Origin of the sequence: Streptomyces sp. NPDC058872, from assembly GCF_042743065.1 — a bacterium.
Taxonomy (GTDB): Bacteria; Actinomycetota; Actinomycetes; order Streptomycetales; family Streptomycetaceae; genus Streptomyces.
In genome coordinates, this window is sequence record NZ_JBHYMK010000017.1 from 119026 (window position 1) to 142840 (window position 23815).

The window sequence follows — 23815 nt, forward strand, 5'->3', positions numbered from 1 at the left end:
GGCATACGACCGTGCGTGGGCAACGGGCAGGTCTTCGGACTCGCGGGCACGTCCTCCTGGCGGAGGACACCTACTGGCCGTCGCTTCCCAGGACCGTTGTCCGGACCCAGTGCGTATGACGGCGGTCGTTCCCGCTCACCGCTGCGGGGCAGTCCCGGATTCCCACCGGGTTCCCTCTTGCGACGCTCCCGCCTGGCGGACGGGGCGAACCAGCTGCGAGGACCAGCCTAGGACGTCCGATCGCTCAGCGGCGAGGTTTATCCAACATGCAGACGTAAAAAACGAGGCGGCTCCGCAGTCGATGACGTCCTGCGGTACGCGTACGGCCGCGCGGTGGCGCCCCGGTGGCGCGGTCATGACGTCTGCGGCGGCACGAGGGCCAGGGGCGGAAGTGTCCAGCTCAGTGCCTTCGGCCCGGGGCCTGAGACGACGTGCTGGATCCCGGTGTCCTCGGAGAGGGCGACCCGGTACGTCTCAGGAAGTCCCGCCCGCTCCCAACGGGCATGTACGTCTTCGAGTTCGGCCCAGACGTCGCGCGGCCCGTGGACGCGGACGATGCCGTCATCAGGACCGGCCACGGCCCAGGAGCCGTCCTCGGGGGCGACGATCGTCATCGTGTCGGCCTGGAAGTCCCGCACCAGGCCCGGCGCGCAGTGCGCGACGGCGAGCCAGTAGCCGTGGGCCTCGTCCGGCGGCGGGACGAACCGGGTGGGTCGCGCCGTGCCGGGGTTGGCCTTGATCCGCGCGCGGTGGTCCAGGGAACCCAACGACCGGTAGCCCAGCATCGGCCGGTAACCCCGCGCCCGCCCCTGAAGGACCGTTTCGATTCGGCCCCGACCGGAGCGGGTGACGAGGAGCTGCCCGGGCCAGCTCGGCGTCCGGGTCACCAGCGTGGTCAGCAGACGCCCACCGGCCGCGAGTTGCTCCACCCACGCGGGCGGGACGCACGGGACGCCGATGCCGGAGTGGATCAGGTCGTACGGCGCCCGGCCTTCCTGCCCGTCGAGCGCGTCGCCTTCGAACACCGTCGCACCGACGCCGAGCCGGTCGAGGTTTCGCTGGGCGAAGGCCGCCATGTGCGCGTCCCGTTCCACTCCGGTGGCGAGTCCCGGGCCGGTGACGGTGGCGGCGAGCGCGAGGGAGACGCCGGGACCGGGCCCGAGCTCCAGGTAGCGCCGGCCAGGAGCGAGCTGGAGGGTCTGGAGGGTTTCGACGGTGGCGGGGGCGTAGGTCGACATGGACGTCATGTGGCCGCCGGTCACCGGCCCGCGGCCGAGCGCGTCGAGGGGTTCGCCGTCGCGCTGGAGCAGGATCGACTCGTCGCTGTGAATCAGTTCGAGCCACTCCTGACGGTCCTCGGGGTGGGAGCCGTCGAGGAGGCGCCAATCGATCGGATCGGCACCCGGGCCGCTGACCCGCACATAGGCGTGCGGCAACAGGACTTCGCGGTGCACGTGGAGCAGGGCATCGCGCAGCAGCGAGTCGGTCAGGACACCTGTGGAGGCGAGACGGTCGACCATGGCGGTGCGCAGGCTGCTCGGATCGGTGGCCTGGAGATCACGGGGCATGCGGGCAGTCCTTCGTGGGAGCAGGAGCAGGAGCAGGAGCAGGAGCAGGAGCAGGCACGGCGGTCAGGGCTGTGGCCGTCCGGAGGTGCGAGGCGGCCCACCTACCAGAGGGCTCCCCGACGGACCGGCGGGTGGAAGTCGACGAGCGCGGCCACCCCTTCGCCCCGCAGCAACATGTTGGGGCCGGACAGGTCGCCGTGGACCAGTTGCGACACCATCGTGCGGGGGACCCCGCCCAAGAGCCGTTCGACTTCCGGCACCCGCGCCAGCTTCTCGCGGGCCGTGTCGACCGCCCACCGCTGCGCGATCGCCAGCGGCCCCCACATGCGGAACTGCCTGCAACCAGGCGACGTCAGTGCAGCACCGCGCTGGTGGAAGGGCTGTGCCCATCGCCCCGAGCTCTGGCACGACGACGAGGGTTCGGCAACGTCCACCGATGTTGCTGCGGTGACCCACGCGAAGGCCGTGCCCTCCTCGACCGGCGGCACAGCGGTCGTACCCTCACCGGGCTGGGGAAACGGCATCCAGCGCTGTCGGAAGAGCGTCCGGGTTGGTCGTCAGGCGCCGGTCGACGGGTGTCCTTCGCCGCGGTCGCGACCAGCGCGGACACCGGACTCACTCACCTGGAGCGTCGTCCGGGTCGGGTGCGGACCGCCAGATAGCCCGTCAGTCCGCCCAGTGTGAGGCACAGCGGCGAGTAGAGCGCGAGGTCCCAGTGCCGGAACTCGGCGGGGACGTCCCTCAGGTCGAAGCCGGAGACCAGCAGGCCGCCCGCTCCGCGGGCGGTGAGCACGCCGGAGAGCGTCCACAGGCCCGTCCGTACCAGTCGTGAGGGAGCGAGGCGGTGCGTCGGCCGGGCGGCCGTGACCACGAGCCACGCGCCCGCGCCGAGCAGTCCGGCGACCACCAGCGTCCCCTGGGCCGAGGGCAGCCGGCTCTCCTCGACGCCGACCACGACGGCCGCGAACTCGGCACGGGTGGCCAGCGGCCAGGTCGAGACGGTCCACACCACGTGCAAAGCGCTCGCCGCCGCCAGGCCGGCCGCCGCGAAGCCGGCTGCGGCGCGGGCGTCCTCGCCCACGCCGGCCCCTGTGCCGCTTCCCGTACTCCCGCCCGCCGAACCGAGCAGCCATTCCATGGCCTTCATGCTGCCGCCCTTCCCCACTCCACAGGTCTGCCACCGGTGCTCGGGACAGTTCCGTACAGTACTGTACGGATATCCGTACAGTACTGTACGGGGCATGGCGAAGGGCAAGGTCAGCAAGGACGACTGGACGATGGCGGCGCTCCGGGCACTTGCCCGTGACGGTGTCGCCGCGGTGGCGGTGGACGTGCTCGCCAGGGAACTCGGTGTCACCCGCGGCAGTTTCTACTGGCACTTCGCGAATCGGGAAGCCCTTCTCGTGGCCGCCCTCGAAACCTGGGAACGGCACGGTACGACGGAGGTCATCGCGACCGTTCGGGGGACAGTCGACCCCGTGGCGCGGGCCCGGACCCTGTTCGCCGAGGCGCTGGGGGACGAGAAGATCGCCGGGCTGGAGCCGGCCCTCGCCGCGCAGACGGGGCATCCCGCCGTTGCCGAGGTCGTCGCGCGCGTCACCCGGGCCCGGCTCGTGTTCCTCGAAGAGGTGTGTGTCGGCCTCGGCTTCGGGCCGCGGGACGCGCGCCATCGGGCCCTCGCCGCATACGCCGCCTACCTGGGCTGGCTCGAGCTCCGCAGGACGGCGCCCGAGTCCGCTCCCGAAGCGCAGTTCCAGGACCCCGGCGCGGCTGCGGCCCTCGATCACCTGGTCGACATGGTCCTCGCGCCGATCGGTGCCGACACCACACCAGAATGAAGGCCATCGGTCTCGTGGGCAACCCGGTGATCGCTTGCTCCGCCCTTGTCGGACCGTTGGGCAGATGATTGATCGTGCGTCGGTTGCACGGCAGGCTGCCTCCGGGGCCGTGATCGTGGAAGTGGCCGTACGGCGTCGTCCGGGAGCGTTCGTCCCCCCATCGACTGGAAGGTCGTCGCCTCCTCCACCCGGAGCCTGACCGAACCCGCCGAGCGTCTGGTCCGGCAGAAGGTCGTTCCGGCGGTCGGCCGCGAGATGAGGCGGCGAATGCTGCGCGAGGGCAACGGCTCCCGGCAGACCACCACGGCGTGGAAGTCCTCGGACGCCCCGGACTCCATCGCCACGATGCGCCGGGTCCTGGAGCTGTCCGCGTGGTGGGGGCGGGAAGGTGTGTGGTGCAGTCGAGGCGCAGGGACACCGCCCCGCGGCACCCTCCGGATCATCCGTGCTGCGCCGGCACGGCGTCCTCCCCGTCACCCGCACCTGTTCGATCGCGTGTCGACTCCCCTCCTGCTACTCGGATTCCGGCGGCGGTTTCGCTGACGTGCTTGCCCGTGTTGCCCCTGCACCCCCCGTGTCGGCTCCGCCGTCCGTGCCGGAAGTCCGGGGCACCGCTGTCCGCCCGTGCCCGGGGCGCCCATCCGAAAAAGTAACGAGAGATTCGAATTGCCGCTTGCGCAGCAGTTCTGTAATGAATGAAACTGTGGGGCGTACGGCAGAGGGCCGGGGTGCCGAGGGCGAAGGAGCGAAGATGCGCCGCGAGGAGAAGGACGTGATCGGTGTGCGAGAGGTGAAGGAGGACGTCTACTGGGGCATCCACACGCTTCGCGCGCTGGAGAACTTTCCCCTCACGGGCCTGCCTCTCGCGGTGCATCCCGAGCTCGTCGTGGCGCTTGCTGCGGTGAAGGAGGCGGCCGCACTCGCTCACCTCGACCTCGGCACCCTTCCCGAGGAGAGGGCGCGCGCCATTGTGGCCGCTTGCCGGGAGATCCGCGGGGGTCGGCTGCTGGACCAGTTCGTGGTCGACGTCCTCCAGGGCGGAGCGGGCACGTCGGCGAACATGAACGCCAACGAGGTCATCGCCAATCGCGCCCTGGAGCTTCTGGGGCACGCGCGCGGCAGCTACGAGCACCTGCATCCCCACGACGACGTGAACCGCTCCCAAAGCACCAACGACGTGTACCCCACCGCCGTCAAGCTCGCCCTCCACTCTGCCGCGGGGCACCTGCTGGACGGGATGGCCGTATTGCGCAACGCCTTCGTCGAGCGAGGAGGGGCGTTCACGAAGACGGTCAAGCTCGGCCGCACTCAGCTGCAGGACGCGGTGCCCATGACGCTGGGCCAGGAGTTCGACGCATTCGCCCTCACCGTGCGGGACGACGCCGACTTCATCCGCCTGGCCGCCGACTCCCTGCTGGAGGTGAATCTGGGGGGAACGGCGATCGGCACCGGTCTCAACGCGGACGACGGCTTCGCCCGTCTCGCCGTCCACCACCTCCGCGCCATCTCGGCATTCCCGGTTCGAGCCGCCCGTGACCTGGTCGAAAGCACCCAGGGTGTGGGCGGTTTCCTCCGGCTCTCGGGGGCCCTGAGGCAGTTCGCCCTGCGCCTGTCCAAGATGTGCAGCGACCTCAGACTGCTCGCCTCCGGCCCCGGGGCGGGGCTCGGCGAGATACGGCTGCCCGAGCTGCAGGCGGGATCGAGCATCATGCCGGGAAAGGTCAATCCGGTGATGCCCGAAGCCGTCAACCAGGTCTGCTTCGACGTCGTCGGAGCGGATGCCGCCGTTTCTGCGGCAGCCCAGGCCGGTCAGCTCCAGCTGAACGCCTTCGAGCCCTTGATGGCCCATCACCTGCTCAACTCGGTCAATCGCCTCGACGCGGCCTGCCGCCTGCTGGCCGCACGCTGCGTCGTCGGCATCGAGGCCGACGAGGAACGCCTGCGCGTCCTGGTGGAGCAGAGCGCCGGTCTCGCGACCGCGCTCAACCCGGTGATCGGGTACCAGCAGGCCACTGCCCTGGCCCGTGAGTGCCGGGCGACGGGCGTTCCCGTCCGGGAGCTGGCGGTGCGCGAAGGGGCGCTCCCGAAGGAGGGGGTCGACCTTCTGCTCGACCCCCTGCGCCTCGCCCGGCCCAGGTGAGGCACGTGGTGCGGGGCCATCCTGCCGGTGGGCGGCCGGTTCCGCAGACGGTCCTGCGCGGCCCGACCGCATCCGGTCGGGCCGCGCGGGACGCGGTCGTCTCAGCTCTTCGTCACGGTGCAGGCGTACGTCGCGGAACCGGAGCCGCTGTAGGCTTCCATGTCGAGGTAGTAGGTGCCCGTACCGGAGCCGGTGCGAGTGAAGGACAGGGACTCGTCCGCGCCGGCACCGTCGTTGACGGACCGCTCCAGCGTGCTTCCTTTCGCGTCGAGCCAGTACACGTCGGCGTCGTAGGCCGAGGGCACGGCGCAGTTCACCGAGACGGTCTGTCCGGCGTTCACCGACACCTTGAAGTAATCACGGTCGCTGGTCGACTTCATGTCGCCGGTCAGGGATGCGGGGGAGGCGAGCCCGGTCGCGTCGTCAGCGGTGTCCCGGGTGTCGTTCGGTTCGCTCTCGGCCAGCGTGGCCCCGCCGCCCTGGCTGCCGCAGTCGGTCATCGGCGTGCCGCTGTAGAGGTTCGCGTCGGCGACGCCGTTCGTGACGCTCCGCAGGTAGTAGCCGCACGTCGGACGGTTCTTGAAGTCGAAGGTCGAGCCGGGCGTCAGGCGCCAGATCTTGAAGCCCGAGTAGGTGAGCGGTTTCCTGGCGACGGCCTGCTCCGGCTGGTGATCGGCGAGGACGACATACGCGTCCTTGCCGTACTGGGTGGCCGTTCCGTTGCGGTCGAGGAAGAGGGAACCGCCCCCCTCCTCGACCCCCACGCCCCAGGCGGCACCTCCGGGTGCAAGGCCGTCCTTTACCGATCGGGCGAGGAACGCCATGGTCCGGCCCATGCGGTCACGGGTGACGAAGTGCGAGTCGTTGACGACGGCTCCGTAGTTCGCCCACTCGAACATGCCGGTGGTGAAGCTGATGTACCGGTCGTAGGGGTTGGCGAGCGCCTCGGCGCTGGTGACGCTGCCCTTGCACGCGTCGTAGACGACCGGGCTGTTGATGTGGTGCCCCGCGCTGCCGCCGCCGGACCCTCCGCCCTTGGCGACGACTGACTCGACGGACGCCTCCAGGGCGGTTCCCTTCCAGGCGGCGTAGCGGCACTGGTCGCCGCCGGCGAAGTAGACGAACTCGGCGTTGCGGACATCGGTGTTGACCTGGGGGTTGTCGCCGTCGCTCGCCGCCGTGAGCGTCCATGTCGTACAGGAGTTGACTCCTGCGAGTCCGGTGATCGTGTCGCATTCAGGGGTCTTGCTCCCCGAGGTCGGCGCCGAGCCCGCCAGGACGACGACGTCGAGGGCTCCGGCCCCGCCGCGGATGTCGTCGATGGCCCGGGCCATCGATGCGGTGACGATGCTGCCGGCGCCGTTCATGGTGAAGGCCGGCCCGTTCCATGCGCTTCTGCTGACGTCGGCCGCGTTGCCCAGCCTGACCCTGTCGGCCGCCGCATGGGCGGGCTGATGCGCCATCAGCACCGATGCCATCGCGGTGAGTACGACGGTCGTCGAAGTGAGCCGGAGTGAACGGAGTGGCATCTGTGCTCCAAGGGAGAGGGATGGATCGATTCCGCAGCGACCCGCTGACGGGATGGTGATTGGTAGCGGAACATACAAGTAACGAGACTTCACGGGAAGATGTAGGGTCATTTTGACGATCATCGATCTCCCGAGCCCTTGGATTACTGGGTCAAGCTGCTCAAATCGGCCTTCTTTGGGGTCGCGCGGGCCGTGTTACGTGAACGTAATGAGACTTACTTCTAGTCAAAGAGTGCGTCCTTATGTAACTTCTCTGCTGTGCCTGACGGCCAGATTCCGTCGGCAGAAAACCACCGAGAGGTTCCACGCGATGAACGCTCGTATCGCACGCCCCGCAGCGGCCGCCGCTGCCGCGTCGATCATGCTCGCCTCCCTGTCCGCCTGCGGAGGCGATGACGCCGCCGCCCCGTCCGGCAAGGCCGTCGTCGCCGGCGTGGAGGTCGTCAAGGACCAGGAGTTGCACGACCTGCTCCCCGAGGAGATCAAGGAGGCCGGCGAGGTCCGCGTCGCGACGGACGTCCCGTACCCGCCCTTCGAGATGTACGTGAAGGAGGGGGAGACCGCGCTGACCGGGCTGGACTACGACCTCGGCCAGGCGCTCGGTGCCAAGCTCGGCGTGACCTTCGCCTTCGCCCCGCAGAAGTTCGACGGGATCGTCCCTGCCATCCAGGCCGGCAAGTTCGACGTGGCGATGTCCGCGATCACCGACAACAAGGACCGGCAGAAGGTCGTCGACTTCGTCGACTATTCCCAGTCCGGATCCGGCATCCTCGTCGGCGAGGGCAATCCCTCCAAGATCGAGAATCTGGACGGCCTGTGCGGCCACAAGGTCGCCGTCCAGGCCGCCACCAACCAGCTCGACCTGCTGAAGTCCCACCAGGACGCCTGCGCCAAGGCGGGCAAGGCGAAGATCGACATCCAGACCTTCCCCAAGGATTCCGACGCCCAGCTCGCCCTGCGTTCGGGCAAGGTCGTTGCGCAGGTGCTGACCAAGCCGGCCGCCGGCTGGGTCGCCAAGACCGCCGATGCCGGCAAAGCCTTCGACCTGGTTGAGGACCCCGCCGCGCCCGGCGGCTACAACGCCTCGCCCAACGGCATCGCGATCAGCAAGCAACTGCCCGAGCTGACGGACGCCGTGCAGAAGGCCCTGCAGGTCCTCATCGACGACGGCACCCTCATCAAGATCTACAACAAGTACGGCGTCCCGTCGATCGCGGTGAAGGAAGCCACCAAGAACGCATCGGTGGACTGAGCATGATCGACATCAAGTCTCCCGCCGACGACACGACCACCGGTGCGACGAGCATGCGCGACCTGGAGATCGTGCCCGTCCGCAACTACGGGCGCTGGATCGCCGCGGTCGCCTCCCTGCTCGCCCTGGTCGGACTGGTCGGATCGCTGGCGAAGAACGACAACCTCCATTGGGACGTCGTCGGCGACTACCTCTTCGCCGACCTCATCTTCGACGGTCTGGCCACCACACTCTGGCTGACGGCCGCCGCCATGCTCCTCGGCCTGGCGCTCGGCACGCTGATCGCCGTCATGCGGCTCTCCTCCAGCCCCGTGCTGTACGGCCTCGCCAACGCCTTCGTCTGGGTTTTCCGCGGCACCCCCCTGCTCGTCCAGATCATCTTCTGGGGCTATGCCGCGGCGCTCTACAAGTACGTGAAGATCGGCATCCCCTTCACCGACGTCACGTTCTTCCAGGCCGAGACCAACAGCCTGCTGACACCGGCGATCGCGGCGCTGCTCGCCCTGGGCCTCAACGAGGCCGCGTACGCCTCCGAGATCGTCCGCGCCGGCATCCAGTCCGTCGACCCCGGTCAGGCCGAGGCCGCCCACTCGCTCGGCATGCGCCCCGCGCTCACCATGCGCCGGGTCGTACTGCCCCAGGCCATGCGAGTGATCATCCCGCCGATGGGCAACGAGACCATCAACATGCTCAAGATGACCGCACTGGTCTCGGTCATCTCCGCCCACGACCTGATGTCGAACATCCAGGACGTGTACGCCCAGAACTACCAAGTCATCCCCATGCTGGTCGTGGCCAGCATCTGGTACCTGGCCCTCGTCACCCTCCTCAGCGTGCCCCAGGCATGGCTGGAACGACGCTACGGGCGCGGTACCACCCGCGCCCCACACGTCTCTCCGCTCCGGCGCCTCCTCGGCGGAACCATGGAACGGCTCGGCAAGAACAGCAAGGAGCAGAACCGATGAGCACCCCCATGGTGCGCGCCGAAGGCGTACGCAAGCACTTCGGGAAACTGGAGGTCCTCAAGGGCATCGACCTCACCGTGCAACGCGGCCAGGTCTGCTGCCTCCTCGGCCCCTCCGGCTCGGGCAAGTCCACGTTCCTGCGCTGCATCAACCACTTGGAGAAGATCGACGGAGGCCGGCTCGCCGTCGACGGACAGCTCGTCGGCTACCGCCAGCAGGGCGACAAGCTCCACGAACTGCGTGAACGCGAGGTCGCCGAACGCCGACGGGACATCGGCATGGTCTTCCAGCGGTTCAACCTCTTCCCGCACATGACCGCCGTCGAGAACGTCATGGAAGCCCCCGTGAAGGTCGGGTCGGTCGCCAAGAGCGACGCCCGCGAACAGGCCCAGGAACTGTTGGCCCGGGTCGGACTCGGCGACCGCGCCCACCACTACCCCGCCCAGCTCTCCGGTGGGCAGCAGCAGCGCGTGGCGATCGCCCGCGCGCTCGCCATGAGGCCCCAACTGATGCTCTTCGACGAGCCGACCTCCGCCCTCGACCCCGAGCTCGTCGGAGACGTCCTGGACGTGATGCGACAGCTCGCGGCCGACGGCATGACCATGGTCGTCGTCACCCACGAGATCGGCTTCGCCCGCGAGGTCGGCGACACCGCCGTCTTCATGGACGAGGGCGTCGTCGTGGAAGCGGGTGACCCCCGCAGGGTGCTCGTCGACCCGGAGCAGGAGCGCACCCGCGCCTTCCTGTCCAAGGTCCTGTGAGCGCCCCCACCTGCCGGCAGGACCGGCTCGGGCACTTCCTCGACCTGGCTCGGACTCGCCGCCCGGACTACCTGCGCGACCTGGAGCAGCTCGTCTCCATCGACTCCGGTTCCTACAGCGCCGAAGGCGTCGACGAGGTCGCCGACTGGGTCGAGCGTCGACTGGAGCGGATCGGGTTCGACGTCGAACGCGTCCGCTTCCCGGCCACCGCTGACGGACACCGGACCGGTGACGCCCTCATCGGGCGCCGACGAGGGGGCCTTCCCGAGGCGGAAGGGGGCCGCAGGATTCTCCTCGCCGGCCACATGGACACCGTCTTCGAGGACGGCACCGCCGCCGCCCGCCCCTTCCGCATCGACGGCTCCACGGCGTACGGCCCCGGGGTCAGCGACGACAAGGGCGGCCTGCTCGCGGGCCTCACCGCCCTGGAGATCCTCGGGGAGTGCGGCATGGACGCCTACGCCGAGTTGGTCTTCCTCGCCACCCCCGACGAGGAGATCGGCTCCCCGGCCAGCCGCCCCCTGATCGAGAGCACCGCCAGGGCCGTGCACTACGGTCTCGGTCTCGAATGCGCCCGGGAGAACGGCGACCTGGTCATCGCGCGCAAGGGCGTCGCGGACTTCCGCCTCACGGTCACCGGCAGGGCCGCGCACGCCGGCATCGAACCGGAGCGCGGAGCCAACGCCGCCCTCGCCGCCGCCCACCTGACCGTCGCCCTGCAGGCCCTCAACGGTCACTGGGACGACGTGACGGTCAACGTCGGGGTGGTCCGGGCCGGCACCCGCGCCAACATCGTCTGCCCCGACGCCGAACTCCGCATCGAGGTCCGTGCCGCCACGACGGCCGACATCCAGCGCGTGACACGGGCCATCCAGGAAGCCGCCGACCACCCCGGCGTCCCAGGCGTCACCGTGGAGGTCGAGCAGCTCGACCTGTGTCCGCCGATGGAGGACACCCCCGCCTCCCGGCGCATGCTCGACCACGCGCGCCGCGCCGCACACGCGGCCGGGATGGAGCTCGGCGCCGCGGCGACCGGCGGAGTCGGGGACGCCAACCTCATCGCCGGAACCGGAGTTCCGGTCCTGGACGGCCTGGGCCCCGTGGGAGGTGCGGACCACACGCCCCAGGAGTGGCTCGACACCACCAGCGTCCCCCAGCGCGTCGCCATGCTCGCCGACCTGATCGTCGCCCTCGGCGACAGCAGCGCCACCTGAACGGCATCGACGTACCCGCGGAGGGAAGGTCCGCCTCCCTCCGCTCGCGCACCCGGCGCCCCAGCCGGATCGCCCAGGGTCCGCACCGCACGTCGGACACACGGGCTCATCGACTCCCTCTCCTGCCTTCGGAGGCATCATGCGCGTACCTTCCGCTCCGGCCCGCCGCACCGTCCTCGCCGGCGGCCTCGTGGTGGCCCTCCTCGCCGCGGTCTCCCCCGCGAGTGCCGACTCCCGACCGGCCCGGAACCAGACCGGATCCCTCGTGCTGATCGGCGGAGCACTCAAGGAGAACAACACCCGGGTCTACGGCGAGATCATCAAGCGGGCGGGCGGGCCGCAGGCCCGCATCGGCATCATCACGGCCGCCTCCGTGCCCGAAAGCCAGGACCCCCACGCGGGCGATCCCGCCCTGTGCAGCAACTCCGCCTGCAACGGCGCCTACTACGCCGACCTCTTCAAGCGCCACGGCGCCGCGGACGCCCAGTGGATCCCCCTCGACATCGACCACGTGGCCAACGCCGACTCGGACGCCGTCGTCGCGCAGGTCGAGTCCATGACCGGCTTCTTCTTCGGCGGAGGCGACCAGTACCGCTACATCACCACCCTCCTGCGCGGAGACGAGCACAAGGACTCCAAGGTCCTCGCCGCCATCCGCGCCAAGCTCGCCCACGGGACCGTGGTGTCCGGATCCTCCGCGGGCGCTCAGATCGCCTCCGGCCCCGACATGGTCACCGGCGGCGAGTCCTACGATTCGCTCCGGGACGGCAGCGCCCCCGGCTACTTCGAGGACCCCACCCGCCTCGGATACATCCCCCAGGGAGGGTTCGGCTTCCTCCGCTCCGGACTCGTCGACACCCACACCGGTGCCTACGGACGCGAAGGCCGGGCGCTGCGCCTCGCCTCCGACACCGGCCACGACCGCGTCTACGCCCTCGAGGAGAACACCGCCCTGGTCGTCGACCGGCCCGGCAGCGATCGTGAGCACGTGACGGTCCTCGGCCCGAACGGCGTCGCCGTCCTCGACCTGCGGGGCGCCCACGCACACGACTCCGCGAACGGCTGGTCCCTCCGCCGGGCCCGGTACAGCTACCTCACCGACGGAGACCAGTACGACGCCCGCACGTGGACACCCCGCGTCCACCCGGGCAAGCAGCCTCTGGTGCCCGCCGCCACGACCCCCGTACCGGCCAACACCGACGTCTTCTACTCGGTCGCCAACCCGGACGGCACCCCCTACTCCTTCCGCACCACTGCCCGCGCCCTCGCGTCGACCCGGGCACAGCACAGCGCCACCGCGACGACCTTCGAGACCGGACCGCGGTTCACCGTGACCTTCACCAAGGCGCCGGGGTTCGCCGCCTTCACCGGAGACGGCACCAGCGCCCGGACCCTCATCGGGCTGCAGATCGACATCGCGCCGCAGTGATCGGCCGGGGGCGGGGCCGGCACCACGAAACGGGCCGGCTCCGCCGCTTTCCCTTCCGGGAGCGGAATCACTCGTGCTGAAACAACCTCCGGGCACGGGCCAGGGAAGGCAACGACGGCGTGTGCCTCTCTGACCGACGACATCCGCCGCGAGACGAACGGCCTCGCTCCGTCCGAACGCGAAGCGGCCCGTGTCCTGCTCCCCGCCCGACCAGCCGTCGGATTCGAGACCGCCGTGACTTCGCCGAGCGCGCGGCCTCCAGCGGTACCGACTCCCGAGCTCAGCTGCCCGGTCCCACCTCCGAGAAAGGCCACCTCATGTCGGTTCGCCCCCGCCCCACGGTCGTCTCCGTCGCCCTCCTGACGCTCCTCGTCTCCGGATGCGGCACCGGCCACGACACCTCGTCCCCCGCCCGGTCCCAGATGGCCGACCCCGTGGCCGTCCTGCCCGACCTCACGATCGAGCCGAACCCCGAGTTCTACGACATGCTCCCCGCGGACATCCGTGCCGAAGGCGTCGTCAGTGTCGCCACCGACGTTCCCTACCCGCCCTTCGAGATGTACACCGAGGAGGGGAGCAAGCAGATCACCGGGATCGACTACGACCTCGGTCAGGCCGTAGGGGCTCGCCTCGGGGTCCGGTTCGAGTTCAAGGCGCAGAAGTTCGACGGGATCCTGCCCGCTGTGCAAGCGGGGAAGTTCGATGCCGTCATGTCGGCCATGACGGACAAGAAGGCCAGACAGCAATCCGTGGACTTCGTCGACTACCTCAACGCCGGTCCCGGCTGGCTCGTCAAGAAGGGCAACCCGGAGAACATCGCGGTCGTGACGGACGTGTGCGGAAAGCCCGTCGGAGTGCAGACCGGCACCAACCACCAGAAGCTCCTTCAGCAGCGCCAGGAACTCTGCAGGGCGAAGAACCTCAAGCCCATCGAGATCCTCGCCTTCTCGAAGGACTCCGAGGCCCAGCTGGCCCTCCGGAGCGGCAAGGTCATCGCGGACTACCTGGACGAGGTCACCGCCGCGTACGTCGCCTCCCAGGCAGACGGCGGCAAGTCGTTCTCCACGGTGACAGGACGCGAGGCGGTGGGAGAGCACAGCGCCTCCCCGATGGGGATCGGGCTGTCCAAGGACCACCCGGGCCTCAAGGAAGCCGTCCAGGCGGCCCTGCAGTCCCTCATGGACGACGGCTCGTACCGCAAGGTCCTGACGAAGTACCAGGTCCCCGGAATCGGGATCGCACGCGCCACCGTCAACGGGGCCCTCGACTGACCTGCCTCGCGCGAACCCCTTCACGCCCTTCCTCTCGCCCGCAGGGGACGGAAGTCGGACCCCCGTCGACGAAGACGGACGCCGGCCCCGTCCTCCGAACCGCTGCTCCGCAGGCGCGGGCTCGCATGCGAAGGGCCTTGTGCGGCGACGCTTCGGCGCGCACCACGGAGGGACGGGGCCCGACCGTGCAGGGTTCGCTCACAGGAGGCCGGTGCGCCGGGCGATCCCTTCCGCCTCCTTCATCCGTTCGTGGCCGTCGCCGCCGATGCGGTCGAGGACCTCGGCGACGAGCGACTCGACGACGGCCAGGGCCGGTGTCAGGCTGTCGTAGGGGGAGTCCGAGGACACCTGGGTGATGAGGACGACGTCGGCGTGGGCGGCGGCGGGCGAGAGCCACGGATCGGTGAACACGATGACCTTGCCGCCGCGCTCCCTGGCCAGTTCGGCGATGAGCGTCTTGTCGGCCTCGTAACGCCGGTAGTCGAAAAGCACGGTGACGTCGCGTCGGGCGAGCTGCGTGAGGAACGACGTCCGCTCCACGTCCTTGTGCGGCAGGAGGCTCACCTGGTCGCGGAACTGCATCAGGTGCAGGCCCAGGTACTCGGCCAGAAGATGCGTGAACCTTCCGCCCCCCAGGTGCACCCGGCGCTTGGGGTCGCTGAGGAGGCTGACCGCCTCCTCGAACTCGTGTGGGGCCACCTCGTCGAAGGTCTGGGAGACCGCCTGCTGCACAAGGGCCGAGCGCTCGCCGAGAGGAGTGGCCGCAGAGCTCGGCCGGGCCGTCTTCTCCCGCTCCGATGTCTCCGCTGCCGCGTAGAGCGTGATCGGCGAGGCATTGCGTGCGTCGAGTTCCGAGCGGAGCGCCGCCTGCAGATCAGGAAAGCCCTTGTAGCCCAGCCGTGACGCGCACCGCAACACCGTGGGCGCCGAAACGCCGGCCCGCTCCGCGATCGTGGCGACCGTCTCGAAGACCGCAGCGGGGTAGCCGGCCAGCAGGACCCGCGCGACCTTGCGTTCGGCAGGACTCAGCTCTCCGAGCCTACTGCGGATCTCGTCGGCCAGCGTGGGGCTCATGGACTTCCCTTCTGCAGCGGGAGGTCACCGAAGGCTGCGCCACCGTCCTCAGGGCCGAGCCATCTGACACCCCGCGTTTCACTTCATCGAGTTTCAGGGTGTAAATGTATCGCCTATTACGAGATCTGGACAGCCTCCGGGTGTGGCGACGAGCGCCTTCCGGAGTGCTCGTGCCGACCCCCACCCGCGCCGCCGGGCGGAGGGACGGGGCCCGTGGCGAAGAGCAGCCCTCCACCCGCGTCATCGCGGTGGACCGGGTGCGGCCCGGCATCGAGGAGCAGGCCGATCAGATCCAGGAGGCGGCGCGCGAGCTCGCGGACGTCACGGCCGGGCGCGGCCGGAGCGCGCCGCCATCGGCGACGCCCTGGTTGTCGTCGCCCCCCGGCCGCCGCGCTCGCCCAGGTCGGCACCGGGCTTCCGGTTGCGATCTGGACCGGTGCCTGCCCCACGTGTCACCGCGACACGACGGGCCCCGCACCAACATGACCAAGCACCACCACACGGTGGGCCCGAGTTTCCCGGCGGTCACGTCCACGGGCCGGGCCGCGTGGCTGCGGTTCGCCTGCACCGGCCGGACCGAGGAGTACGGCTTGCACAGCTGCTCCGGCAGCGGGGTGGTGGCGTCGCGGTCCCGCACGCGCGGTCACGGTCACGAACACCAGCAGGACCGGACCGATGCGGTCGACCGCCCCCTGTTGTCTGCGCCCTCCCTCCTCTTCCCTTCCTCCCGCCTTCTTTCCGCCCTCCCCCTCGACGCCGAGCGCGGGGCGTTCGTTGCTTCCTGCACCGACTGCGCGTCCGTGAGCACGGCCGTTCGGCGCGGGCGCGATGCGGCGCGAAGGAAAGTCCAAGTGCTGCTGCGATCCATCCCTAGGCGTCGGGACGCGCACGCCAGCAGCCTGGATCCCGCCATCCAGCAGCACACTCGCTGCTGCACGGCCTTCCCACGCCTTCTGGGGGGTCTTCTCTCCCCTCACGCACAAGGGAGCACTCATGGCCGACCGGGTCCACCCTCCGCCGGTCGAGTGCGTCATGCGTTCCGTCCACCGACACCGGCCCCACCTCGCACTGCCGTGACACGCCCCCGAGCACGACCGCCGTCCCCGAGGACGCCGGACCGCCCAAGGAGCTGTTGCCCCCTCTCGGCTCCTGCGATCAAGGAGAACCATGCCCATCCCTCGAAGCAGACTGACCGGGGCGCTCGTCGCCGCCGCGCTGGTCCTCACCGCCGGGAGCACGGTGGCGCCGACCACCGCGTCCGCGGCGCCGACCGCCGCCACCTACACCGTCACCGTCGGGGCCAAGGGTTCGTGGACGCACCCCGACGACACGCCCGCGGGCACGTACATCGACAAGGACGGCACGTTCTACTTCCAGCAGGCCCATGCGCTGTACGGCGCCAGCGACCCCCGTAAGTGGACCTTCTACACCGGAACCGACTTCGACACCGCCACCAGGTCCGGCACCATCAGCGACGCGGTGAACCCGGCCAACTCCAACGACCGCAACAACGACACCACCTGGCGCTGCAACAACAGCCCCACGGGCGTGGAGGCCACCCGGGCGCCCTCCAGCGCTTCCTACGCCCACCGCAACTACTGCGACCTCGCCGGTGTCTGGGTCGATCCGGACACCGGCGACTGGTACGGACTCGTGCACAACGAGTTCACCCCGCAGCCCTTCGGCGACGGCATCCACTACGACGGCATCGACTACGCGGTCTCCAAGGACCAGGGGCGGACGTGGACCATCAGGGACCACGTCATCACCTCGCACTACAGCACCGACCGAGGCGACGCCACCGCCTTCCCCCAGCAGACGTACCACTACGGCAATGGTGATCAGCGCCTGTTCGTCGATACGGCGTCCGGCTACTTCTACGCCTTCTACGGCTCCCGGATCGTCAACAAGAGCGGTGGCTGGGCCGCGTTCTACGGACATGTGGCCCGTGCTCCGATCTCCTCGAAGATGGCGCCGGGCTCCTGGCGGAAGTGGTACGACGGGGGCTGGTCCGAGCCGGGCGTCGGAGGGCGCGAGAGCACCATGGTTCCGGTCGGCTCCGGCAACCCGACGGGTTACGTCGCGCCGTCGGAGGAGTACGACCCGGCCAACAGCGGCACCGTGAGCCAGCAGGTGGCCGCCGGCCTGATGCCCCCGACCTCCCCGCTGTTCGTCATGGACATCACGTACAACGCCCATCTCGGCCTGTACATCGGCCAGCCCCAGGCCGTCGACCAGAGCGGAAACGCCTCCCAGGAGATCTACGCCACCGACAACCTGGCCACCCAGAGGTGGTTCCGCCTCGGTGACACCGGCGGCTACAAGAACGCGTCCTGGTACCGCTGGTTCCTGGACGGCGAGAACAAAACCGGCTCCGGGATCGTCGGCAAGGACTTCCGCACGTACTGCTCCTTCGGATGCTCCAACGGCACCAGCAGTGAGTACGTCAACCTGACGATCGGTACCACCGCGCCCGCGGCACCGGTCGACACCACCAAGGCGTACCGCATCGCAAGCACCGCCGACCGCATCCTGTCCCAGGTCCCGGGCAGCTCGGCCACCACCTCGCTCGCCACCACCACCGGCTCCGGTCTGGAATCTTGGGTCTTCACCCCGAACGGCGACGGCTCGTACCGCATCGCGAACGCGGAGTCGGGCCGGCTCCTCGGCGTGAGCACCGCCTCCACTGCCACCCGGGCGTGGGGTACCCAACCCACCGTCACTGCCGCCGGGAGCGGCGGTCCCACCGTCGGACAGCAGTGGTTCGTCATTCCCGGCACCTCGCCCGTCGACGGTGCCGCCACTGGCACGTACAGGATCGTCAACCGTTACAGCGGCCTCGTCATCGGCCTCTCCGCCGACTCCGGCCGCCTCGCGGAGACCACGCCCACCCGTAGTTGGAACAACACCACGGGCAATGCCGTCGGTGGCACCAGGACCGTCACGGAGCAGACCCTCACACTGACCCCGACCACCCAAGTCCCGGAGACGGTCACGATCGACGGCCCCGGCGACCTGACGTCCACTCTGAACAAGTCCGTCTCAGTCCAATTGACCGCCACCGACTCCGCCGGAAAGCCCCTGACCTTCGCTGCCGCCGGCCTCCCCGCCGGTCTGGGCATCACCAGCGGCGGACTGATCACCGGCACCCCCACCACGCCGGGCACGTCCACCGTCACCGTCACCGCGTCCTCCGGCAGTGCCACCGGCACGGCCACGTTCAGCTGGACGGTCACGACCTCCCTCGACGGAGTCCGCACCCTCGTTGCCGCCGGCAAGGCGCTCGACGACCCCGACCACAGCACCACCGCCGGCACCCAGCTCATCACCTGGGTGCCGACCGGCGGCCTCAATCAGAAGTGGCGCTTCACCCAGCAGCCTGACGGAACCTATGAACTCAAGAACGTGGAGTCCGGGTTGTGCGCGGACGTCGAGGGCGGCTCCACCCGCACGGGCGCGAAGATCATCCAGTGGACCTGTACGAAGGGCGCCAACCAGCGCTGGAGCGCCGTCCGTCAGGCCGACGGCAGCCATACGGTCGTTTCCGCGGCGAGCGGGCTTCTGCTGACGACCTCGTCCTCCACTGATGGGGGCCGCGTCACCCAGCAGCCCGACACCGGGTCGATGCTGCAGCGGTGGACCATCGACTGACGCCACCGCGATCGTGGCCGGCCTGTCGGAGACCGTGCGTGGCGACGCAGGGATCCGGCAGGCCATCGCGGGCTGCGGACGAGCACACCGGCTTCGTTCCCCGTCACCCACGTGGGCTGCTCCGGGGTGACGGCCTGGCGCCGGCTGCGGGACTGGACCGAGGCCGGTGTCTGGCCGCACCTGCACGCCGCCCTACTGACCGAACTGCGCCGCGCCGACCTTCTCGGCCTGGACGACTGCGCCGTAGACGGGTCGCATGTCCGGGCCCTCAAAGGGGGCTCACGTCGGCCCCTCGCCCGTCGACCGCGCCTGTCCCGGCTCCAAACACCATCTGATCGTCGACCGTCACGGCACCCTGCTCGCCGTCACGCTTATCGGCGGGAACCGACATGACGTTATCCAGGTGTTGCCGCTACTGGATGCAGTCCCAGCGATTCGGGGTCTACGAGGACGTCCCCGCGGCAAGCCCCGACGCCTGTACGCCGACCGGGGCTACGACTTCGACAAGCATCGCCGGCTGCTGTGGAAGCGCGGCATCGAACCGATGAGCGCCCGACGCGGCGTCGCGCACGGCTCCGGACTGGGCGAGGTGCGCTGGGTGGTCGAGCGTGCCTTCGCCTGGCTGCACCAGTTCAAGCGGCTCCGCATCCGCTACGAACGTCGCGCAGGTCTCCATCAGGGCTTGCTCGAAGTGGCTTGCAGCCTTATACGTCTTCGCCGCCTCCGAACTTCATTCTGAAAGATCAGTAAGGGGCGACGCATCGAAGTTGGTGGCAGGGTAGCGAAGTCGGGTTCCTGCCCTTGCGAGCTGAACTCAGGTGAGGTCGAAGGCGACGCTCACGGAGCCGTCCCAGTCCGGTGCCTCCACGAGCGTGAGAGTTCCATCCTCGGCCTCGACGACTCGCACCGTGATCCCGCCGCGGTCCTCACCGGGAAACGCAATGGAGAAGTGGGGATCCATCTCCATGAGGAAGTCCCAGCTCTCGCGTTGGGTCGCATCAAGGGCGTTGGCATGTCGACCGGTTGCCCACCACCTGTCGACCGCGTCGACAGTGATAGTGATGTCGATGTCGTACATTTCGAGGCAAGTCGACCGATTGGCCCACCATTCTAGGCGGCCCTGACCCACGAATCGATCCATGAGCGCATTATGCAACCGTGCAGGCCGATCGGGTGGGCCTGCACGGCCGCCGGTCGTCGTGGGGCAGGCTGCGAGACAGAACTGCATGGGCAGACCGGACAGGTCCTCGCCTCATCCGGCAGCGCCCCATACGTCTTCGCCGCCTCGCGACCTCATTCTGAAACCCTCAGTAAGGCATCGACGGACCGCTGGTGAGCGGCTTGGGCGCCAGCTTCGCCCGAGCCGGGGATGGCCGTCGGCTTCGACGACGATCTCATCGGGACTTTCTCCGGCAGACGAGGCCTGCCCAAGCGCATCCACTGGGGTTGCCCCACACCCCGCCATGCCCGCCGGTGCTACGGGCAAGGCCAGACCCTCACGGCGTAACGACGCCGTGTCCCAGGCCACGGGGGCGCTCCGCATCCTCCCCTCCCTTTCGCAGACGAACAATCATGCACATGACCCCTGTGCGTCGGGATGCTACGCACGGTCGCCGTGACATGCAATAAGTTGATGAAAGCTTTCTTTTTGGTCTTCATTTTTACATCGCAAGCATGTGTGTTGAAGTGGATTCGGTCATGCCGCTTCGGGGGTGGTGACCTTGTTGCGCTTGTCTGCCGCACGCATGTCGTCCAGCCGTGCCGAGTCGTTGACCTGCGCATGTGTGGCATGGGCCGGATCTGGCGCCAGTGGGACTGGCGCACCGGAGCGGGATGCGCGGGCCTGGGGCTCGGCTCCTGGGTGACTGGGCTTGGCATGGTCGAGTCGGGCGTGGCTCTTGACATGCCCCTTGGTGAAGTACTCAATAGGCGACACAGTTCAACGTCTTCCAACATGGTGTGGCGGTGAAAGGACGTCGCCCGTACTACCCGTTGCATGAGGCAGCGCTGGCAAGCGCACCCGAGCGACCCACCGCCGCGAACTCGGGTGCCCTCTCCCTCCGAGGTGCCCGCCGGCCGCGCTTCGCCACCGACGTGATCACGGGCGACTTCCTGCCGCGCCCACGCCGACAGGGTCGTCACCGCTCTGCTCCGCCCGGGTCCGTCGATCTCCTGGGCGTCGTGATCGGCGACATGCGCACGCGGATCGACCCGGTGGCCGACGGGCCGTCAAGGGTGCCTTGGGTCGGCGTGCTTCGCGCCTCACCAGACGAACGGTCGAGCTCGACCGCGCTCAAGACGCGGAAACCCCCACATGAAAGGAATCGACCACACATGCGTCGCATTGCTTGTGCACTGTCCGCCGTGCTGACAGCGGTTGCCGCCGGTGTCGCCCTTCCCTCCGCGCCCGCGGTGGCGGTAGGGGCGGCGGATCCGTACGTGCTCGAAGTCGAGGGGATGGCGCTGACCAACTTCACGACATCCACCGTCCACCACACCTGGAACGGTACGACGGTCGACGACGTCACCTACGCCCAGGGCGTGTCGGGCCAGACGAGCATCGCCAGGACGGCCTTCACCGGCTCCGACGGGACCTATGACCTGATCACGCGCTACAACGGCGGGACCGAGAACGGAGTGACGTACGGGCTCTCCGTGAACTCCGTCCCCGTGGATTCGTGGGCGACGCTCCGGAGATGGGGCAGGGACTACACGGATCCGATGAACATCGACACCCGTACGTCGAGCAAGGTCACGCTCAAGTCCGGTGACACGATCGAGCTGACGGCCACCTCCGCCGGCGAAGTGCCGCGCATCGACAGGATCACGGTCCAGGAACACGTGGGGGCACCGACCAGCACCCTGACCATCGATTCGCCGAACGCCACGTTGAACGACGGCTTCAACTGGGGCAAGAACCGTGCCCTGGCGATGACGTTCTACCCGGGGAACCCGATGATGGGGCACGAACCCGAGTGGTGGCGCTTGAAGGACTCCGCGCACCCCACGGTCGAACCCGGATACTGGGGCGCCTACACCAACCGTGAGTCCTATTACAACCGGGACGTCTCCCACCAGTCGGACGGCGCGCACGTGCTCGGCCTCGACGCCGAGACCTTCCACATGATGAGGACCTTCGCCGGCGACGCCGACGATCCGGGCCAGAAGGGTTGGCCGCTGTGGGCGCACAGTTCCCACGGCGCCATGTACTACGTCGACGGCACCGGATTCCGGGAACTGCCGTCGCCGTTCAACGTGATGGCCAAGGCGTACAAGCAGTACCAGTGGACGGGCAACGCGGACTGGATCGACGACCCGACCCTGTCCGCGTACTACGACTCGACCATGGGCTCGTTCCTGACCGACCACGAGGTGACGTGGAGCGACGCGAACCCGGCCGATGAGCAGCCGGTGGCGAAGAAGCAGCCGGGGGAGTACTCGGCGACGTTCTTCGAGTTCGCGAACGAGAACCTCGTCTCCGCCGCCGACTCGCTCGGGTACCAGTACCAGTCGATGCTGGCATACGCGGAGATCCTGAAGGCGAGGGGCGACGGCGCCGGAAGTGCGAAGTGGGCCGATCGGGCCCAGCGGGTGCGCGACCACTTCGAGGCGAAGTGGTGGGACGCCTCGAACGACCGGTACATCCGCGGCAAGGACGCCGACGGCAAGGGCTACAGCAGTTGGGGCCACGAGGCCAGCTTCCTCATGATGCTGACGGGCCTGGGCGACCACGGCCCCAGGACCAGCGGCTACCTGGACTTCATAGCCGCCAACGACGACGACCTCAACGTCGAGGCGACCTCCTACCTGCCGGAGACCTACTACCAGTACAACCGGTCCGCCGAGGGCTGGGCATGGCTCAAGAAGCTCATGACCGGCAAGAACAGCTACCCGGAGATCTCGTTCCTGGCCGTCGGCAACACCATCGACGGCATGATGGGAGTGCAGCCGGACGCCCCGCACGACAGGGTGGCCACCGTCTCGCGGCTCACGTCCGAGACGCCGTGGGTGGAAATCGACCACCTCAAGGTCGGCGACAACGACCTGAAACTCAAGCACACCGGCACGACGAGCTCCACGCTGACCAACAACTCCGGCGGCACCGTCGATTGGGAGGCCCAGTTCTACGGAACCCACGCCACGATCAAGGTGAACGGCACCGAGCAGCCGGCGCGGACCAAGCGGTTGTACGGCCAGACGGTGTCCTACGTGACCGTACCGCTGGCCAGTGGCGCGTCCGTGACCGCGACCGCCGGGACCTCGGGAGGAGACGTCACGGCCCCGACCGCGCCGACCGGTCTGACGGCGAGCAACGTGACGACGCACAGCGTGGACCTCGACTGGACGGCGTCGACCGACGACGTCGGAGTGACGGGCTACAACGTCTACCGCGGCAGCACGCTCGTCGGCACGTCGACGGGTACCGCCTTCACCGCGACGGGGCTGTCTCCGGCGACGTCGTACACGTTCACGGTGAAGGCGGTCGACGCCGCCCAGAACCACTCCCCGGCCAGTGACGCCGTCGCCGTTGCCACCGTCAGCGGTGGTCCGACGGTCGATCTGAGCGATCTCACCTGGGTCGCCGCCCGGAGCGACTTCGGCACCGTTCAGAAGGACCGGAGTGTCGGGTTGAACCCCCTCCGGTTGAATGGCGTCACGTACGCCAAGGGTGTGGGGACGCATGCCGACAGCACGATCACCTATGCCTTGGACGGTGCCTATGCGCGGTTCCGTTCGGACGTGGGGGTCGATGACGAGGTGGGGGCGAATGCGACGGTCAGGTTCGAGGTGTGGGGTGATGGGGTCAAGTTGTATGAGAGTGCGGCGCCGATGACGCCGTCGAGCGAGACCCGGTCGGTCGACGTCAGTGTCGCCGGTGTGCACTCGCTGGTGCTGAAGGTGACGGACGCTGGTGACGGCATCAACAGCGACCACGCCGACTGGGCCGGGGCCACGCTCGTCGGGAACGCCTCGGAGTCGACGCCCCTCAGCGGCCTGGACTGGACGGGCACTCCCGCGATCGGGTGGGGCACCGTTCAGAAGGACCGGAGTGTCGGGTTGAACCCCCTCCGGTTGAATGGCGTCACGTACGCCAAGGGTGTGGGGACGCATGCCGACAGCAC

At 69.0% G+C, this 23815-nt stretch carries 16 protein-coding genes, 1 pseudogene and 1 riboswitch; of the genes and pseudogenes, 11 read left to right on the forward strand and 6 right to left on the reverse strand.

The annotated features are described in order from the left end of the window. Positions 1 to 7 precede the first annotated feature (7 nt). Positions 8 to 229, reverse strand: a riboswitch (cobalamin riboswitch). A 124-nt stretch (positions 230 to 353) separates the two neighbouring features. The 3 genes from ACFW22_RS13800 to ACFW22_RS13810 all read right to left on the reverse strand — a co-directional run bounded on the left by ACFW22_RS13800 (position 354) and on the right by ACFW22_RS13810 (position 2715). After that, the gene (locus ACFW22_RS13800) at positions 354 to 1568 is read right to left on the reverse strand and encodes a protein-L-isoaspartate O-methyltransferase (protein ID WP_386402768.1); all 1215 of its coding nucleotides are present in this window, start codon (positions 1566 to 1568) and stop codon (positions 354 to 356) included. A 101-nt stretch (positions 1569 to 1669) separates the two neighbouring features. Beyond that, positions 1670 to 2092: a phosphotransferase gene (locus ACFW22_RS13805; RefSeq protein WP_386402770.1), complete on the reverse strand. Its 423-nt coding sequence runs from the start codon at positions 2090 to 2092 to the stop codon at positions 1670 to 1672. A gap of 95 nt (positions 2093 to 2187) precedes the next feature. Further along, complete coding sequence (locus ACFW22_RS13810; RefSeq protein WP_386402773.1) at positions 2188 to 2715, reverse strand: DUF3995 domain-containing protein; 528 nt, start codon at positions 2713 to 2715, stop codon at positions 2188 to 2190. 94 nt (positions 2716 to 2809) lie between these two features. On the opposite strand from ACFW22_RS13810, the gene ACFW22_RS13815 reads away from it, so the two are divergent. After that, complete coding sequence (locus ACFW22_RS13815; RefSeq protein WP_386402776.1) at positions 2810 to 3406, forward strand: TetR/AcrR family transcriptional regulator; 597 nt, start codon at positions 2810 to 2812, stop codon at positions 3404 to 3406. 751 nt (positions 3407 to 4157) lie between these two features. Next, positions 4158 to 5546, forward strand: coding sequence for an aspartate ammonia-lyase (locus ACFW22_RS13820; protein ID WP_386402779.1), 1389 nt, complete (start codon positions 4158 to 4160; stop codon positions 5544 to 5546). Positions 5547 to 5647: 101 nt separating this feature from the next. Here the strand turns inward: ACFW22_RS13820 and ACFW22_RS13825 are convergent, their stop codons facing one another. Continuing rightward, positions 5648 to 7075, reverse strand: a complete 1428-nt coding sequence (locus ACFW22_RS13825) for a pre-peptidase C-terminal domain-containing protein (protein ID WP_386402782.1) — start codon at positions 7073 to 7075, stop codon at positions 5648 to 5650. A 310-nt stretch (positions 7076 to 7385) separates the two neighbouring features. Between ACFW22_RS13825 and ACFW22_RS13830 the strand changes: the two genes are divergently transcribed. From ACFW22_RS13830 to ACFW22_RS13855, 6 genes are all read left to right on the forward strand, one after another. Further along, on the forward strand, positions 7386 to 8327 hold the full coding sequence (locus ACFW22_RS13830; RefSeq protein ID WP_386402785.1) for an ABC transporter substrate-binding protein: 942 nt from the start codon (positions 7386 to 7388) through the stop codon (positions 8325 to 8327). 2 nt (positions 8328 to 8329) lie between these two features. Next, complete coding sequence (locus ACFW22_RS13835) at positions 8330 to 9292, forward strand: amino acid ABC transporter permease (RefSeq protein ID WP_386402788.1); 963 nt, start codon at positions 8330 to 8332, stop codon at positions 9290 to 9292. Continuing rightward, on the forward strand, positions 9289 to 10053 hold the full coding sequence (locus tag ACFW22_RS13840; protein ID WP_386402791.1) for an amino acid ABC transporter ATP-binding protein: 765 nt from the start codon (positions 9289 to 9291) through the stop codon (positions 10051 to 10053). The genes ACFW22_RS13835 and ACFW22_RS13840 overlap by 4 nt, the downstream gene beginning before the upstream one ends. Further along, complete coding sequence (locus tag ACFW22_RS13845) at positions 10050 to 11267, forward strand: M20 family metallopeptidase (RefSeq protein WP_386402794.1); 1218 nt, start codon at positions 10050 to 10052, stop codon at positions 11265 to 11267. The genes ACFW22_RS13840 and ACFW22_RS13845 overlap by 4 nt, the downstream gene beginning before the upstream one ends. Before the next feature lie 139 nt (positions 11268 to 11406). Further along, positions 11407 to 12696 carry a cyanophycinase gene (locus ACFW22_RS13850; protein WP_386402797.1) on the forward strand — a complete coding sequence of 430 codons (1290 nt, stop codon included), beginning with the start codon at positions 11407 to 11409 and terminating at the stop codon, positions 12694 to 12696. Positions 12697 to 13013: 317 nt separating this feature from the next. Further along, positions 13014 to 13967, forward strand: coding sequence for an ABC transporter substrate-binding protein (locus tag ACFW22_RS13855; protein WP_386402800.1), 954 nt, complete (start codon positions 13014 to 13016; stop codon positions 13965 to 13967). A 198-nt stretch (positions 13968 to 14165) separates the two neighbouring features. Here the strand turns inward: ACFW22_RS13855 and ACFW22_RS13860 are convergent, their stop codons facing one another. Continuing rightward, entirely contained in the window at positions 14166 to 15041 is an 876-nt protein-coding gene (locus tag ACFW22_RS13860; protein ID WP_386402802.1) for a MurR/RpiR family transcriptional regulator, read from the reverse strand. 1167 nt (positions 15042 to 16208) lie between these two features. Here ACFW22_RS13860 and ACFW22_RS13865 point away from each other — a divergent pair. Continuing rightward, positions 16209 to 18692, forward strand: coding sequence for an RICIN domain-containing protein (locus tag ACFW22_RS13865; RefSeq protein ID WP_386402805.1), 2484 nt, complete (start codon positions 16209 to 16211; stop codon positions 18690 to 18692). Continuing rightward, positions 18693 to 19431 (forward strand): annotated as a pseudogene (locus ACFW22_RS13870) (IS5 family transposase); the annotation flags it as partial. Between the two features lie 75 nt (positions 19432 to 19506). Here the strand turns inward: ACFW22_RS13870 and ACFW22_RS13875 are convergent. Beyond that, positions 19507 to 19770 (reverse strand): hypothetical protein, encoded by a 264-nt coding sequence (locus ACFW22_RS13875; protein ID WP_386402808.1) that lies wholly within the window; start codon positions 19768 to 19770, stop codon positions 19507 to 19509. 1286 nt (positions 19771 to 21056) lie between these two features. Between ACFW22_RS13875 and ACFW22_RS13880 the strand changes: the two genes are divergently transcribed. Continuing rightward, on the forward strand, positions 21057 to 23815 hold a 2759-nt coding region (locus tag ACFW22_RS13880; protein WP_386402811.1), incomplete at its 3' end, for an NPCBM/NEW2 domain-containing protein.

Excerpts from the sequence above, each read along its gene's own strand:
- ACFW22_RS13810 (WP_386402773.1), bottom strand. The coding sequence starts at position 2,715 with ATGAAGGCCATGGAATGGCTGCTCGGTTCGGCGGGCGGGAGTACGGGA.
- ACFW22_RS13805 (WP_386402770.1), bottom strand. The coding sequence starts at position 2,092 with ATGCCGTTTCCCCAGCCCGGTGAGGGTACGACCGCTGTGCCGCCGGTC.
- ACFW22_RS13825 (WP_386402782.1), bottom strand. The coding sequence starts at position 7,075 with ATGCCACTCCGTTCACTCCGGCTCACTTCGACGACCGTCGTACTCACC.
- ACFW22_RS13875 (WP_386402808.1), bottom strand. The coding sequence starts at position 19,770 with ATGTACGACATCGACATCACTATCACTGTCGACGCGGTCGACAGGTGG.
- ACFW22_RS13860 (WP_386402802.1), bottom strand. The coding sequence starts at position 15,041 with ATGAGCCCCACGCTGGCCGACGAGATCCGCAGTAGGCTCGGAGAGCTG.
- ACFW22_RS13865 (WP_386402805.1), top strand. The coding sequence starts at position 16,209 with ATGCCCATCCCTCGAAGCAGACTGACCGGGGCGCTCGTCGCCGCCGCG.
- ACFW22_RS13800 (WP_386402768.1), bottom strand. The coding sequence starts at position 1,568 with ATGCCCCGTGATCTCCAGGCCACCGATCCGAGCAGCCTGCGCACCGCC.
- ACFW22_RS13815 (WP_386402776.1), top strand. The coding sequence starts at position 2,810 with ATGGCGAAGGGCAAGGTCAGCAAGGACGACTGGACGATGGCGGCGCTC.
- ACFW22_RS13830 (WP_386402785.1), top strand. The coding sequence starts at position 7,386 with ATGAACGCTCGTATCGCACGCCCCGCAGCGGCCGCCGCTGCCGCGTCG.
- ACFW22_RS13820 (WP_386402779.1), top strand. The coding sequence starts at position 4,158 with ATGCGCCGCGAGGAGAAGGACGTGATCGGTGTGCGAGAGGTGAAGGAG.
- ACFW22_RS13850 (WP_386402797.1), top strand. The coding sequence starts at position 11,407 with ATGCGCGTACCTTCCGCTCCGGCCCGCCGCACCGTCCTCGCCGGCGGC.
- ACFW22_RS13835 (WP_386402788.1), top strand. The coding sequence starts at position 8,330 with ATGATCGACATCAAGTCTCCCGCCGACGACACGACCACCGGTGCGACG.
- ACFW22_RS13855 (WP_386402800.1), top strand. The coding sequence starts at position 13,014 with ATGTCGGTTCGCCCCCGCCCCACGGTCGTCTCCGTCGCCCTCCTGACG.
- ACFW22_RS13840 (WP_386402791.1), top strand. The coding sequence starts at position 9,289 with ATGAGCACCCCCATGGTGCGCGCCGAAGGCGTACGCAAGCACTTCGGG.